This window comes from Marilutibacter maris (assembly GCF_006546735.2).
GTDB lineage: Bacteria > Pseudomonadota > Gammaproteobacteria > Xanthomonadales > Xanthomonadaceae > Marilutibacter > Marilutibacter maris.
This window is the reverse complement of the sequence record NZ_VICD02000286.1, coordinates 1-13,820: the sequence shown is the minus strand read 5'-3', so window position 1 is coordinate 13,820 and position 13,820 is coordinate 1. Positions and strand designations below refer to the sequence as shown.

The following is a 13,820-nucleotide window of genomic DNA, read 5'->3' as shown; positions in this document are numbered from 1 at the left end:
GAGGGTCTTGCGCATTGTCAGCGCTGCTTGGCAGCGCTGACAATGCCAGAGTCCTTCCGCTCCCCTACACGAATAGAAAGCCGATGGACTGGCGTACTTCCTTTCGATTTCCCGAGATCCTGGTGCGGGCCGTCAACCCCTGTGGCGCGCTGCCGCGGCGCCTGAGCGATGCGCTCAACCCGTTGACGGGGCAGGGCCGGCCGATCGATGCCGCGCGCTTCCTTCATACCGTCGGCACGGACAGGTTGATGGTCATCGACCAGCGGCTTCGCGGATACTTGAGCCTTGCCTATTGCACCTGGCCGTCCGACACCTTGCGATGCATCGTGACGTGTCCCATGAGCGAGGAGGCGCGGCAGTCGCTGCTGTTCGTGGCGTGTTCGCACCGGGACGGGCGGGAACGGGAGAAGGCCGTCGGGCATCTTGGCGAGTTCCCGGGCTCTCTCACGCTCGCCGCGGCCCTGATCCGTTCCGTGGACTGGGTGCCGCAGGTCCGGTCTGCCGCGCGCGACGCGGTCGTGCGGATGCTTCGAACCTGTGCGATCGACGACGTCGTGGCGGTGTGGCCGATCGTGCTACAGCTGCAGCATCGCGAACGCTCGACCGATGGATGGCTTGCGGAGAAAGTCGAAGGCTGGGCGTTTGCTTCGGCCAGCGATGGGTTCCTGTGCCGGGCGCGTCAGGCCGGCGGTCCGGACGTTCGCGTCTGGGCCTATCGAAAGTCGCTGGAACGCGGCGAGACGTCGCTCCTCCCGCAGGCCCTGATGCAGCCCGATCCGCGTATCGGCCTGCATGCGTTGCGCCACGCGCAAGCGACGCTCGATGCACGGTCCATGGGCGCTCTGGCCGCGTCCGGGCTGAGGGCGCCGCATCCGGTCGTCCGGCGGGAAGGCCTGCGTGCGCTCGCAGCGGTCGATGTCGTGGCCGCCCGGGCGGCGCTGCCGGCTGCGCTGCTCGACAGGTCGGCGGGTGTCAGGCGCCTCGCCGCCTACCTCGCGCGTCAGGGCGGCGCCGATGCGCGCGCGACCTGGCGCGCCGCTCTCGATCGCCCGGCGGCGCAGGCCCATGCCGGGGCGTTGGCATCGCTGGCCGAGGACCCACAGGAGGAGGATGCGGCACGGTTTCGCAGATGCCTGCCCGAGACGCGATCCGTTGTTCGCCAGCATGCCCTGAAGGGACTGTTGCGAATCGGTCAGCCGATCCCGCCGGAAGTGGTTGGCCAACAGCTCCAGCTCGGTGGCGGTCGGGTGCTGGCGACCCTGGCCGCTGCGGTTCGGGACAGTGCGATTGTGATCGACCCCAGCCTGGTCCGGGGCATCCTGGCGGACCCGGAAGTCGAAGACGACGGCCGGGTACGTCTGATCGGGCTTCTTGGATTCGCCGGACTGTGGGCCGGCCTCAAACTGCTGCTGGCCGCGCGGACCGGCGATGTCGATCGTCAATGGTGGCTGGCCGCCATCGACGACTGGATCGGGCGAAGCGAAACCTATGCCCCGTTGAGCGACATGCGCAAGCGCGCCCTGCTCGACGCGACCACCGAACGCGCAGCGGAGCTGGGGCCGACGCGTGTATCGCAGATCCAGGCGGCGCTTCTTCGCCACTGAAGCGGGTGGACCATCGCCGTAGTGTCGACGCCGCTTGCCAGGCGGTAGGGCTGGCCTGCCGGCCGATCGGCGGTGTCCGCCTCTGATCGCAAGCCGCCGCGCCCACGTATCCGCGACCGGAAACTCCTCATCCCACCCCGGCCAGCCCCCGCGTCACCGCCGCCGCATCCATGCCATCGAAGCGGCCGGGTGCTGCAGGGGATTCCTGGGAGATCGGTTGATTATCTACCTACTAGCAGGTAGAGTGCGCCGCTCCTCAATCGGAACGACCCCATGGGCATTTCTCTTGTTGGCTGGATCCACACGCTGGGCAGCCTCCCGGCCATCCCGCTGGCCGCCTACATGCTGGTCAGGCATGGGCGGATCGTTCCCGGAAGCGGGGCGGGCCGCGCCTACTTCTGGTTCATGCTGCTGGGCATACTCACGGTGTATCCCATTGCGCATCAGCCGGTGAGCCTGGCCGTCGCGACCATCGCGTTGGCGATGCTGCTTCTCGGATACGGCATCTCGAAATGGTCGGCGGCGGGACGGTTCGGCAAGTACATCGAGACCGCTTCGCTCAGCATCAGCGTGTTTCTGCTGATGGTGCCCACGGTGAGCGAGAGCCTGCGCAGGCTGCCCGTCGGCAATCCGCTCGCGACCGACCTGAAGGATCCGCTGCTGCTCGCGGTGCAGGGGCTGCTGCTTCTGGCGCTGATGATCGGCATTCCCTTGCAGATGCGCGCGCTGTACAGGCAAGGTGCCGCGACCCGCAACAGAGACGACTGATGTCCACACCCAGCCCCGAGCCGCACCCGCAGTATTCGCCGAAAGCCCTGGAAATCATCCAGCACACCAACGAGCGGCTCGCATCGGGCGGGTACCACGGCTTCAGCTACGCGGACATCGCCGAGCGGGTCGGGGTGAGGAAGGCGAGCATCCACTACCACTTCCCCGCCAAGGCGGATCTGGTGAAGGCGACGGTCGCGCTCCATCGCGACGCCACGCGACGTGGCCTGCAGTCGCTGGATCAATCGGTTCCCGATCCCCTGGACCGGCTTGGCGCCTACTGCAATTTCTGGGCGGAATGCATCCAGGCCTCGAATCCACCGATCTGCATCTGCGCGCTCCTGGCGGCGGAACTTCCGGCCGTTCCGGCGGAGGTGGCGAGTGAGGTCGGAGCGCATTTCGAAGACCTTCAGGCCTGGGTTGCCTCGACCCTGGAGGCGGGCGCTTCGACGCGACGGATACGGCTGGCCGATACCCCCTCGGCCGAAGCGGCCGTATTCATTGCGTCGATACACGGAGCGATGCTGTCTGCCCGGGCCACAGGGGATGCGTCGATGTTCTGGAAGATCGCCAAGCTGTCCCTGGATCGCATGAGCGCGGCATAGCGGCGCGCGCCGGGCCGGGCCGGGGAGGGCGCGCGCCTGTTCGAGAGCGCATTGGCTGGCGACGCCGTCCAGCGGACCTGAGCCGGTTCCGGCCGGCCGAGTTCAAGCTGTCGCGATCAGCCCCGGATGCTGGAGTGCGTCCGGGGTCTGTTGTTTCCGGGTACGGGTGGCAATGGCGGGTTTCGACCCGAAGCTGCCATAGAGCCGATCAGCGGATACCGGAGATATGGGTCAGATGGCCATTTCTCTTGCCTTTGTGGCCGAAGAAACAGCGGTGTTTCCTGGGCGTCAACCGTGGGCATCCACGCTTAACAACCGACTGGCGATGCTTCTGATTGCCGATTTACTTTGGCTCGAAGCGCTTGCATTGGAGAAAAGAACAACACCAGCCTGGCTAGCGGGGTCCAAATAGACGGCCGTAAAAACACCCGGATCGCCCCCCCAGTGATTTGGCTTCACTGCGCCGTTCAATCGCGAAGCCATCCAGCCGAGGCCTTGGCCAGTGAGCCAATCGGGCAACCCTATTGGCGTCTGCATGTCCAGCATCTGCGCCATGGTTTCCGACCTGAGGATCCTGACGCCCTGAGCAGTACCTCCATTGGCGGAGGCGGCCACGAAGCGTGTGAAGTCGGCGACGGAGGAGCGAAGCATGCCGGCCGGCCAATCGGGGAAACCAACCGGCTCCAACGGCTTGAGAACGCCATCGATCACGTCGTAAGGAATTACGCTCCGTCTCCTGGGCGTATCACTTAGTCTCCAGTGAGTATCGTGCATGCCCAGTGGCGCGAATATTCGCTCGCGGGTCTGTTGTCGCATGTCCTTTGCGGCGATGCGGCTGGCGAGATAGCCGAGCAGGGCATAGCCGACATTGCTGTAATCCCATGTCGAGCCAGGCATCACCTTCGAGAAGCATTTGTCGCTGGAATAGACCGATCCAGTCGGCACAAGGTAGTTCTTCAGAAAATCGGACAGTGACAACGTCGCATCCTGACCCCGCACACGAAAGTCGATTTCATAGTATTTGGCGTCCGACAGGCTGGAGGTATGCGTCAGAAGCTCCCGAAAGGTGATCGGCGCAGTCGGGTGGTTCGGATTGTTGAGCGGGAAATCGAGATGACGAGCCACGGGTTCGTCCAGCGTCAATCGCCCATCGTCGGCGAGTTGCATGATTGCCGCGGCGGTCACCGTCTTCGTGATCGAAGCAATGTGGAACTGCGTATCGACGGTCACGGGCCGGCGCTGCTCGATGTTGGCATAGCCATAGCCCCGCACGAGGCGAACGTTACCTCCCCGGGCCAAACCCACCGCCAATCCCGGGATGTTGGCCAGACGCATCTGTTCGGCGACGAACGTATCGAATGCATCGGGCGTTGTGGCAGGGCCACTTCTGTTCTTGCCCATGGCGGGCAGGGCAAAGGCTGCGAGCCCTGCACCCATCAGCCTGCGCCGTTGCATCAGGAAAGCATCGAGGGTATTGGGATCGGTCACGTACTTGGCCCTTTGTGCGGTGGGTATGGCTTTGCGCAAAAGAAGGAAGAAGTCGGATTGGCTTGAATACGAGGTAGTGGCCCTGCCATCGAGTTGCGCGGCAGGTCTTTCTCGATTATTGTGTAGGCGCCTACATATACTGTCAAGCCAATGGTCGATAACAAAGCGGATCTGAGCAACTACACATCGCGCGCAGGTGGCGCCGCTTTGGGCGCGAGGCTTCGGCGCCTCTCAGAACGGATCGATCGAGAAGTCGCGCAGTTCTATGCGGAACTGGGTGTGGAGTTCGAACAACGTTGGTACGGCACACTGAACCTGCTGGATCAATTTGATTCGCTCACGGTGGGGGAGCTATCCGAGGCGTTGGGCATACGTCATGTTTCGGTGAGCCAGACACGTGACTCATTGCATAAAGCTGGATTGGTCGAAACAACGGCGGATCCGGAAGACGCCCGCCGCAGAAAGCTCAGTCTTTCAAGGAAAGGGCGAACCCTCGTGAACCGCTTGAGGCCTGCATGGGCGGCTCTATCGGCTGCTGCAGAAGCTCTGGATCGAGAAGCGGGAGGGGTTGTGAAAATGCTTGATCGATTGGAATGCGCGCTCGAAAAGCGATCAGTCTGCGACCGTGCGAAATTGTTCAAGAGGGCAGACTAGCGCAAGCCTCCGAGCGAATGCCTCAGGCCGATCATGAGCGGCTGCTTCTGGCCGAAAGCCGCCCCACTTCGCTATCGAGTCCCCTCACCCCCCCCGCCAACACCCGCGTCACCGCCGCCGCATCCAGGCCATCGAAGCGACCGGGCCGGCTGCCCGACCATAGCGGGCTGAAGTCGTCGCGGCCGCGGGCTTCGGCGGCGGCGCGCAGCGGGGCGAGGGCCTGCGAGGCCCTGGGGAAGGGCGGGGCCTGGGGCGACATCGGGCCCAGCTCGCGCATCAGCCGGTTGACCAGGCCGCGGGCGGGGCGGCCGCTGAAAAGACGGGTGATCGCGGCCTCGCGTCCGGGCGGGTCAGACGCGGCCTGGTTCAGTGCGGTCCGATGCACGGCGCTGGTGGTCGCCTCCGGGCATTGCAGGTAGGCGGTGCCGGCCTGGACCGCGCAGGCCCCGGTGGCGAGGTGCGCTTCGACATCGGCGCGACCGCCGATGCCGCCGGCGGCGATCACCGGCACCGTCAGCGTGGCGGCGAGGGCCGCGACCAGCTCGGCGGTGGGGCGCTGGCCGGACAGGTCGTCGGCGAGGAAGTGGCCGCGATGGCCGCCGGCCTCGATGCCCTGGGCGATCACCAAGTCGGCGCCGTTGCGCTGCAGCCACAGGCCTTCCTCGGGCGTGGTCGCCGAGGCCAGCACGGTCGCGCCCCAGGCCTTGATCCGTTGCAGCAGGGGCGGCGCCGGCAGTCCGAAATGGAAGCTGAGGATGCGCGGGCGATGGCGTTCGAGCAGGTCGACGGTGGCGGCGTCGATCGGCCGTCGCGCGCCGGTGCCGTCCGGCGCCGGCATCGCCAGGCCCAGTTCCTCGTAATAGGGCGCCAGCGCTTGCCGCCAGGCTTGCTCGCGGGCGGGATCGGGCGCGGCCAGGGTGTGGCAGAAGAAGTTCAGGTTGATCGGCCGCGCCAGCGTCGCGAAGCGTTGCAGTGCGGCTTCGATGCGTGCGTGGTCGAGCATCGCGCAGGGCATCGAGCCCAGGCCGCCGGCATCGGCGACCGCGATCGCCAGCGCCTCGTCCTGGACTCCGGCCATCGGCGCCTGGATGACCGGCAGTTCGATGCCGGCGATCGCCTGCAGGGGGTGCATCGCGTGGCTCCGCTCAACGATGCACCCAGTCTAGCCGGACCGGTTCGCCGGACCTCGTGCGAGGCCGGGCCGGTTCGCCTCAGTGGGCGACGAAGCGGATCGCCTGGCCGCCGCCGGCGGCGAGCTTGAGCGTCAGCACGTCGGCGCTGGTGACCTCGCGCTGCTCGCGCGCGAACGCGAACGGCTTGTCGCGCCAGTGGGCACCGTCGCCGTCGCGGTAGATCTGCGCGGTGTAGCGGCGGCCGGGCTGCAGGAACGACAGCGGCACTTCCAGCAGGCGGCCGTGTTCGTCGCTGATGCTGCCCAGGTACCAGTCCTCGCTGTGGCGGTCCTTGCGGGCGAAGGTCACGAAGTCGCCGACCTCGCCGTCGAGCACGCGGGTTTCGGCCCAGTCGGCCGGCACGTCCTCGATGAACTGGAATGCGTCCCTGTGTTTGGCGTAGTGCTCCGGCAGGTCGGCGACCATCTGCACCGGGCTGTACAGCACCACGTACAGCGCCAGTTGCTTGGCCAGGGTGGTCTGGATCGCCTGGCCGCGGCCCTGCAGGCTGAGGATGCCGGGGGTGTAGTCCATCGGCCCCGACAGCATGCGGGTGAACACCAGGTTGACCTCGTGTTCGGGCGGGTTGGTCGGGTTGCCCCAGGCGCCGTATTCCATGCCGCGCGCGCCCTCGCGCGAGACCCAGTTCGGATAGGTGCGGCGCAGTCCGGTGTCCTTGATCGGCTCGTGGGCGTTGATCGCGACCCGGTGGCGGGCGGCGGCCTCGACCGCGCGCAGGTGGTGGTTGGCGTTCCACTGGCCGTCGTGCCACTCGCGGACGATGCGGCCCTTGCCTGATGCGCTGCCGCCGTCGATGCGGCGCTCGATCTGGCCGGCGTCGCAGACGTAGCCGGTCTTGACCACGTCGATGCCCAGCCGCGCGTTCATCGCGAACGCATCCTCCATCTGGTCCTCGTAGTGGCTGACCGCGCAGGCGGTCTCGTGATGGCCGATCAGGTGCACGCCCTTGGAGGCGGCATAGGCCGACAGCGCCTCGATGTCGAAGTCGTCGGTGGCGCGGGTGAAGTCGAAGTCGTAGCCGTTGCCGAACCAGTTGCCGTCCCAGCCCGGGTTCCAGCCCTCGACCAGCACCCCGCGGAAGCCGTGCTCGGCGGCGAAGTCGATGTAGCGGCGGGTGTTGGCGGTGGTCGCGCCGTGCTTCTTCCCGGTCGCCCAGGTCTCGGTGTCCAGATGCAGCGACCACCAGACGCCGACGTACTTGGCCGGGGTGAACCAGCCGACGTCGCCGAGCTTGTTGGGCTCGTTGAGGTTGAGGGTCAGATCGGAGGACTCGTACAGGGCGGCCGCGCTGTCGGCGATCTGCACGGTGCGCCAGGGCGTGTGGAACGGCAGCGAGCGCCGCACCTTCCAGCCCTCCGAGGCCGGCGCCAGCTGGGCGCGGAAGCGTTGCCCCTCGGTGCGGCGCAGCCACATGCCGGCGTAGTCGACCAGGGCGGCCTCGTGGAAGGCGATATGCAGACCATTGTCGGTGCGCACCGTCATCGGCGTGTGCGCCTGGGTGACCTGCGCCAGCGGCGTGCGCTGGTACAGATACTCGTAGCGGTTCCATTCGCCGGCGGGAATCCACCATGCGGTGGCCGGATCGTGGATGGCGAACTCGGTCAGCTCGTCGTCGATGATCGCCTCGTCCATGCCGGACTGCTCGGGGAACTCGTAGCGAAAGCCCAGGCCGTCGTCGAACACCCGCACCACCACGTCGAAGCGGCGCCCCGGCGCGGCGGTCTCGTGGAAGCGTGCGCGCAGCGCGTTGTGATGGTCGCGGACGAAGCGGTTCTCGCCCCAGGGCTGCTCCCAGGTGGCGTCGGCGCTGTCGGTGGCGGTGGAGAGCAGGGCAAGGTTGCGCTCGAGCTTCTCGGCGCCGCGCAGACGGAAGCCCAGTCGCGAGTCGTCGATCACCGGCTCGCCGAAACGCAGCACCCGGTAGGCCAGGCGCCCCTCGCTGAGGTCCAGCTCCACCGTCAGCACCTTGCCGGGCGATTCGATCCGGGCCACGGTCTCGGCGTGCAGGTCGGCCCATGGCATCAGTGCGAGTGCGGTGACGAGGCCGAGCGGGGCGAGGGCGCGTGGGGCGAGGCCGCGTGGGGAGAGAGTGTTCTTCAGCATCGGGTGTCCTCCAGATTGTCCCCGGGCGTCCGCCTCAGCCCAGGCGGGCGAAGTAGACGCCGCGCGGCGGCAGCTTCAGTTCGTCGCGGGCGAGCGTGCCGGTGAGCAGGCCGTGACCGTCGAGCGGGTGTGGTTCCAACCCTTCGGGCAGGCGCCAGTCGACCTCGCTGGCCGACAGGTTGAACACCGCCAGCAGGCGCTCGTCGCCGAGGCCGCGGGTGAAGGCGAGCACCGGCTCGTGGGTATCCAGGAACTGGATGTCGCCGTGGACCAGGGCCGGCAGCGACTTGCGCCAGCGCAGGAAGCGGCGGGTGAGGTTGAGCACCGAGGCCGGGTCGGCCTCCTGCGCCTGCACGCTGCGGACGCGGTGATCGTCGGGAATCGGCAGCCACGGCGCGCCGCTGGAGAAGCCGGCATCGTCGGCGCCGGTCCACGGCAGTGGCGTGCGGCAACCGTCGCGGCCCTTGAAGTTCGGCCAGAACGAGATGCCGTAGGGATCCTGCAGCGCCTCGAACGGCACCTCGGCTTCGGGCAGGCCCAGCTCCTCGCCCTGGTACAGGCAGACCGAGCCGCGCAGCGAACACACCAGCGCGACCAGCTGCGCGGCCAGCGCGTCGGAGGCCTGCTCGCGGCCCCAGCGGCTGACCGCGCGCTCGACGTCGTGATTGGAGATCGCCCAGCACGGCCAGCCGTGCGGCATCTTCGACTCCAGGTTCTCGACCGTGCCGCGGATGTAGCCGACGCTGAAGTCCTCGGTCAGCAGCTCGAAGCTGTAGCCCATGTGCAGGCGCTGGTCGCCGACGTACTCGGCCATGGTCGCCAGCGAGTCCTCGGAGGAGAACTCGCCCAGCGCGGCGACGTCGCCGTGGCGGTCCATCAGCCCGCGCAGTTCCTCCATGAACAACAGGGTCTCGGGCTGGGTGTTGTTGTAGTAGTGGTACTGGTAGGCGTAGGGGTTGTCGGCGCTGAAGCCGCGGCCGACCCGCAGGTGCGCGGGCTTGGGTGGATTGTCGCGCAGCTGGGCGTCGTGGTAGCAGAAGTTGATCGCGTCCAGGCGCAGGCCGTCGACGCCGCGCTTGAGCCAGAAGTCGACGTTGTCCAGGGTCGCCTGGCGCACGTCGGCGCAGTGGAAGTTCAGGTCCGGCTGCGAGGTCAGGAAGTTGTGCAGGTAGTACTGCTCTCGGCGCGGCTCCCACTGCCAGGCGACGCCGCCGAAGATCGACAGCCAGTTGTTCGGCGGGGTGCCGTCCTCGCGGGCGTCGGCCCAGACGTACCAGTCGGCCTTGGCGTTGTCGCGGCTCTCGCGGCTTTCCTGGAACCAGGCGTGCTGCGCCGAGGTGTGGCTGAGCACCTGGTCGATCATCACCTTGATCCCGAGCGAATGCGCCTTGGCCAGCAGGCGGTCGAAATCGTCCAGGGTGCCGAACAGCGGATCGACATCGCGGTAGTCGGCGATGTCGTAGCCGAAATCGGCCATCGGCGACTTGAAGAACGGCGAGATCCAGATCGCGTCCACACCGAGGCTGGCGACGTAATCGAGCTTCTCGACGATGCCCGGCAGGTCGCCGACGCCATCGCCGTTGGTGTCGAGGAAGCTGCGCGGATAGATCTGGTAGATCACCGCGCCGTGCCACCATGAAGCCGTCGTCATGCCTGTCCCCAGCGGTTCGGTTCCGGGCGGCAACTATTCCACGGTCGGACCCTGCCGGAACAGGCGTTTCGCGGCCGCGACCGGTGAATACGTTTGCACCTGCGCATGTTGCAGTGCGATGCCTGACTAGCATGCGTCCCTGCCTTTGCCAGAGTTGGCGGCATCGCCCGTGCGTGCGCGACGGTGCCGCCGGCGCGGCCCGTGCTGCGTCGCAGGATGCTTCTGCGCGGCTGGCTTGGCGATACCGGGCGCCGGCACGAACAATGGCGCCAGATCCAGCATGCGGCGTCCGCGCGCCGGCATGCGTCCACCCGCCAGGGAAACCGAATGACTTCAGCGACAACCGCAGACACCGCGCCCATGACGTCCGCCGCCAAGCCGGCGCTCTCGTTCTGGCAGATCTGGAACATGTGCTTCGGCTTCCTCGGCATCCAGTTCGGCTTCGCCCTGCAGAATGCCAATGCCAGCCGCATCTTCCAGACCCTCGGCGCGGAGATGGACGACATCCCGATGCTGTGGATCGCCGCGCCGCTGACCGGTCTGATCGTGCAGCCCATCGTCGGCTACCTGTCCGACCGCACCTGGACCGGGCTCGGCCGGCGGCGCCCGTACTTCCTGATCGGCGCGCTGTTGTCGACCCTGGCCCTGTTCGTGATGCCGAACTCGCCGGTGCTGTGGGTCGCCGCCGGCACCCTGTGGATCCTCGACGCCTCGATCAACATCTCGATGGAGCCGTTCCGCGCCTTCGTCGGCGACCAGCTGCCGGCCCGCCAGCGCGCCAGCGGCTACGCGATGCAGAGCTTCTTCATTGGCGTCGGCGCGGTCGTCGCCAGTCTGCTGCCCTATCTGCTCGAACACCTGGGCGTGGCCAACACCGCCGCGCCGGGCGAGGTGCCGGCGACGGTGCGCTACGCGTTCTACGCCGGCGGCGCGGTGCTGCTGGCCGCGGTCGGCTGGACCATCGTCAGCACCCGCGAGTACCCACCGGAACTCAACGCGCGCTGGGACGAGGCGCCGACGCTGGCGCGGCGGCCGCGCAACCAGGGGCTGCTGCGCGCGATCGGGATCGCCTGCGTGCTGCTGGGCGCCGGCGCGGTCTTCACGATCCTGCACTACGGCTTCGACAAGGCGCTGACCGTGCTGGGCGGGATGATCGCCGCCCTGGGCATCGCCGTCCTGCTGCGCCAGCAGGTGGGCGGCGACAACGCGTTCGCGCGGATCGTCGACGACCTGTACGACATGCCGTGGACCATGGTGCAGCTGGCGGTCGTGCAGTTCTTCTCCTGGTTCGCGCTGTTCGCGATGTGGATCTACACCACCGGCGCGGTGACCGAGGTGCATTTCGGCAGCACCGACACCGGCTCGGCCGCCTACAACGCCGGCGCCAACTGGGTCGGGGTGCTGTTCGCCGCCTACAACGGTTTCGCCGCGCTGGCGGCGATCGTGATCCCGCTGATGGTGCGGGCCTGGGGGCTGCGGATCAGCCACCTGGTCAATGTCGGCCTCGGCGGGCTCGGGCTGCTGTCGTTCCTGTGGTTCCGCGACCCGCACTGGCTGCTGCTGTCGATGGTCGGGGTCGGCTTCGCCTGGGCCTCGATCCTGTCGCTGCCTTACGCGCTGCTTTCCGATAGCCTGCCTGCGGGCAAGATGGGCGTGTACATGGGCATCTTCAATTTCTTCATCGTGATCCCGCAGCTGGTCGCCGCCAGCCTGCTGGGCTTCCTGCTCAAGCAGTTCCTCGGCGGCGCACCGATCAACGCGCTGGCGGTCGGCGGGGTCAGCCTGCTGGTCGCCGGCCTGTGCGTGCTGTGGGTGCGCGAGCCGCGCATCGCCGGCGCCGCGACGGCCACGGAGGCGCTGCGATGAGGCGGCTGTCGGCACTGGCCGTCGCCGTCGCCCTGCTGGGAGGCTGCGCGCACGTCGAACCGGTCGCGCCCACGGCGCCGGCGCCGACCCTGCGCACGCCCTACTACGGCACCCTGGAGCCGTTCGCCTCCGATGCGGTCTACTTCGTGATGACCGACCGCTTCGTCAACGGCGACCGGTCCAACGACCACCGCGAGCAGGGCGGTCCGGACCCCGAGCGGCGCACCTTCGATCGCCCATTGCCTGACGCCAACGATGCCAACATCGGCTATCTGGGCGGCGACTTCCGCGGCCTGCTCGACAATGCCGGCTACATCGCCGACATGGGCTTCGGCGCGGTCTGGCTGACCCCGATCGTCGACAACCCCGACGAGGCCTTCACCGGTGGCGATCCGGTCGGCTCGGACGCGTTCTTCAAGGATCGAGGCAAGACCGGCTACCACGGCTACTGGGGGGTGAACTTCTTCCGCCTCGACGAGCACCTGCCCAGTCGCGACCTCGATTTCGCCGGCCTGACCGCGGGCCTGCAGGAACACGGACTGAAGACCGTGCTCGACATCGTCGGCAACCACGGCTCGCCGTCGTTCACGATGCCGGTCGACCAGCCCGGCTTCGGCGAGATATACGACGCCGACGGCCGCCTGGTCGCCGACCACCAGAACCTGGCGCCGGACCAGCTGGACCCGGCGCACAACCCGTTGCACCGCTTCTTCCACACCGAGCCCGACCTGGCCCAGCTGTCCAACAACGACGATACCAATCCGCAGGTGCTGGACTACTTCTGCCGCGCCTACCGGCAGTGGATCGACCAGGGCGCGGCGGCGTTCCGCATCGACACCATCCGCCACATGCCGGGGGCGTTCTGGAAGGGGTTCAGCGACTGCATCCGCGCCGATCACCCGGGCTTCTTCATGTTCGGCGAGGCCTTCGACCATGATCCGGACAAGATCGCGCCGTTCACCTGGCCGCAGAACGGCGCGGTCAGCGTGCTCGACTTCCCGCTTAAGGAGCGCATCGACGAGGTGTTCGCACGGCGCCCGGACGGGGCGCCGGCGCCCGGCTACGAACGCATCGCCGAGCGCCTGTACCTGAGCGGCGGGCCGTACGCGAATCCGTACGAGCTGATGACCTTCTACGACAACCACGACATGCCGCGGATGGACGCCGGCGACAACGGTTTCATCGATGCGCACAATTTCCTGTTCACCGCGCGCGGCATCCCGGTGGTCTACCAGGGCTCGGAGGTGGGTTTCATGCGTGGCGCCGCCGAGCATGCCGGCAACCGCAACTACTTCGGCCAGGCCCGCATCGATGGCGCCGCCGGCCACCCGATCCACGATGCGCTGCGGCGGATCGCGCGGGTGCGCGAGGTGACCCCGGCACTGCAGCGCGGGCTGCAGCTGAACCTGGAAATGGCCGGCGACCGCGCCGCGTTCTACCGGGTGCTGCAGGACGGCGACTTCGCCCAGATCGCCCTGGTGCTGCTGAACAAGGGCGATGCGCCGGCGGATTTCGAGATCGCCCGCTGGCTGCAGGCCGGCCGCTGGCAGGCGGCGATCGCGGGCGAGGCGCAGGAGGTTGGCGAGGGCGGGACTCTGAACACCCGGGTGCCGGCACACGGGGTCGAGGTCTGGGTGTTGAACGCCCCGATCCGTCGCGCCGACCTGCGCGCGGCGCTGGACACCGCAATGGCCGGCCGTCTCGGCGGCCCGGAGGCACCCGGGACCCGGTAGCCGCGGCGAGGTTCATGGGAAGGCCCTCGCGGCTTACGCCGCTCCTACGGGGTGTCTGGTCTAGGTGTGATCTTTCAGTAGGTTGTTCATCCGGGGCGATCCCGGAATTCTGTAGGTGCGACCCAAACAGCACCCCAGGAGCCCCGGATGAACCT

10 protein-coding genes are annotated in these 13,820 nt (G+C 67.6%); 6 read left to right on the top strand and 4 right to left on the bottom strand.

The window, feature by feature from the left end; genetic code table 11:
- The first annotated feature begins 83 nt into the window (after positions 1 to 83).
- From FKV24_RS16405 to FKV24_RS16395, 3 genes are all read left to right on the top strand, one after another.
- Positions 84 to 1,604: a hypothetical protein gene (locus tag FKV24_RS16405; RefSeq protein ID WP_141483143.1), complete on the top strand. Its 1,521-nt coding sequence runs from the start codon at positions 84 to 86 to the stop codon at positions 1,602 to 1,604.
- Between the two features lie 273 nt (positions 1,605 to 1,877).
- Positions 1,878 to 2,372, top strand: coding sequence for a hypothetical protein (locus FKV24_RS16400; RefSeq protein WP_141483142.1), 495 nt, complete (start codon positions 1,878 to 1,880; stop codon positions 2,370 to 2,372).
- A complete protein-coding gene (locus tag FKV24_RS16395) occupies positions 2,372 to 2,977 on the top strand; it encodes a TetR/AcrR family transcriptional regulator (RefSeq protein WP_141483141.1) in 606 nt (201 codons plus the stop codon). The genes FKV24_RS16400 and FKV24_RS16395 overlap by 1 nt, the downstream gene beginning before the upstream one ends.
- A 288-nt stretch (positions 2,978 to 3,265) precedes the next feature.
- Here the strand turns inward: FKV24_RS16395 and FKV24_RS16390 are convergent, their stop codons facing one another.
- The gene (locus FKV24_RS16390; RefSeq protein ID WP_249041064.1) at positions 3,266 to 4,465 is read right to left on the bottom strand and encodes a serine hydrolase domain-containing protein; all 1,200 of its coding nucleotides are present in this window, start codon (positions 4,463 to 4,465) and stop codon (positions 3,266 to 3,268) included.
- 150 nt (positions 4,466 to 4,615) lie between these two features.
- On the opposite strand from FKV24_RS16390, the gene FKV24_RS16385 reads away from it, so the two are divergent.
- Entirely contained in the window at positions 4,616 to 5,119 is a 504-nt protein-coding gene (locus tag FKV24_RS16385; RefSeq protein WP_141483140.1) for a MarR family winged helix-turn-helix transcriptional regulator, read from the top strand.
- Positions 5,120 to 5,150: 31 nt separating this feature from the next.
- On the opposite strand, the gene FKV24_RS16380 is transcribed toward FKV24_RS16385, so the two are convergent.
- The 3 genes from FKV24_RS16380 to FKV24_RS16370 all read right to left on the bottom strand — a co-directional run bounded on the left by FKV24_RS16380 (position 5,151) and on the right by FKV24_RS16370 (position 10,066).
- Positions 5,151 to 6,251 carry an NAD(P)H-dependent flavin oxidoreductase gene (locus FKV24_RS16380; RefSeq protein ID WP_141483139.1) on the bottom strand — a complete coding sequence of 367 codons (1,101 nt, stop codon included), beginning with the start codon at positions 6,249 to 6,251 and terminating at the stop codon, positions 5,151 to 5,153.
- 79 nt (positions 6,252 to 6,330) lie between these two features.
- Positions 6,331 to 8,334, bottom strand: coding sequence for a glycoside hydrolase family 97 protein (locus FKV24_RS16375; protein WP_249041065.1), 2,004 nt, complete (start codon positions 8,332 to 8,334; stop codon positions 6,331 to 6,333).
- Between the two features lie 115 nt (positions 8,335 to 8,449).
- The gene (locus FKV24_RS16370) at positions 8,450 to 10,066 is read right to left on the bottom strand and encodes an alpha-glucosidase family protein (protein ID WP_141483137.1); all 1,617 of its coding nucleotides are present in this window, start codon (positions 10,064 to 10,066) and stop codon (positions 8,450 to 8,452) included.
- A gap of 360 nt (positions 10,067 to 10,426) precedes the next feature.
- Here FKV24_RS16370 and FKV24_RS16365 point away from each other — a divergent pair, with 360 nt between their 5' ends.
- Both FKV24_RS16365 and FKV24_RS16360 read left to right on the top strand, forming a co-directional pair.
- On the top strand, positions 10,427 to 11,932 hold the full coding sequence (locus FKV24_RS16365; RefSeq protein ID WP_141483136.1) for an MFS transporter: 1,506 nt from the start codon (positions 10,427 to 10,429) through the stop codon (positions 11,930 to 11,932).
- Entirely contained in the window at positions 11,929 to 13,665 is a 1,737-nt protein-coding gene (locus FKV24_RS16360; RefSeq protein WP_141483135.1) for an alpha-amylase family glycosyl hydrolase, read from the top strand. The genes FKV24_RS16365 and FKV24_RS16360 overlap by 4 nt, the downstream gene beginning before the upstream one ends.
- The last annotated feature ends 155 nt before the right edge of the window (positions 13,666 to 13,820 follow it).

Bases quoted from the DNA above. Each gene is read 5' to 3' on its own strand.
- FKV24_RS16395 (WP_141483141.1), top strand. From the start codon at position 2,372: ATGTCCACACCCAGCCCCGAGCCGCACCCGCAGTATTCGCCGAAAGCC.
- FKV24_RS16400 (WP_141483142.1), top strand. From the start codon at position 1,878: ATGGGCATTTCTCTTGTTGGCTGGATCCACACGCTGGGCAGCCTCCCG.
- FKV24_RS16370 (WP_141483137.1), bottom strand. From the start codon at position 10,066: ATGACGACGGCTTCATGGTGGCACGGCGCGGTGATCTACCAGATCTAT.
- FKV24_RS16375 (WP_249041065.1), bottom strand. From the start codon at position 8,334: ATGCCATGGGCCGACCTGCACGCCGAGACCGTGGCCCGGATCGAATCG.
- FKV24_RS16365 (WP_141483136.1), top strand. From the start codon at position 10,427: ATGACGTCCGCCGCCAAGCCGGCGCTCTCGTTCTGGCAGATCTGGAAC.
- FKV24_RS16405 (WP_141483143.1), top strand. From the start codon at position 84: ATGGACTGGCGTACTTCCTTTCGATTTCCCGAGATCCTGGTGCGGGCC.
- FKV24_RS16380 (WP_141483139.1), bottom strand. From the start codon at position 6,251: ATGCACCCCCTGCAGGCGATCGCCGGCATCGAACTGCCGGTCATCCAG.
- FKV24_RS16360 (WP_141483135.1), top strand. From the start codon at position 11,929: ATGAGGCGGCTGTCGGCACTGGCCGTCGCCGTCGCCCTGCTGGGAGGC.
- FKV24_RS16385 (WP_141483140.1), top strand. From the start codon at position 4,616: ATGGTCGATAACAAAGCGGATCTGAGCAACTACACATCGCGCGCAGGT.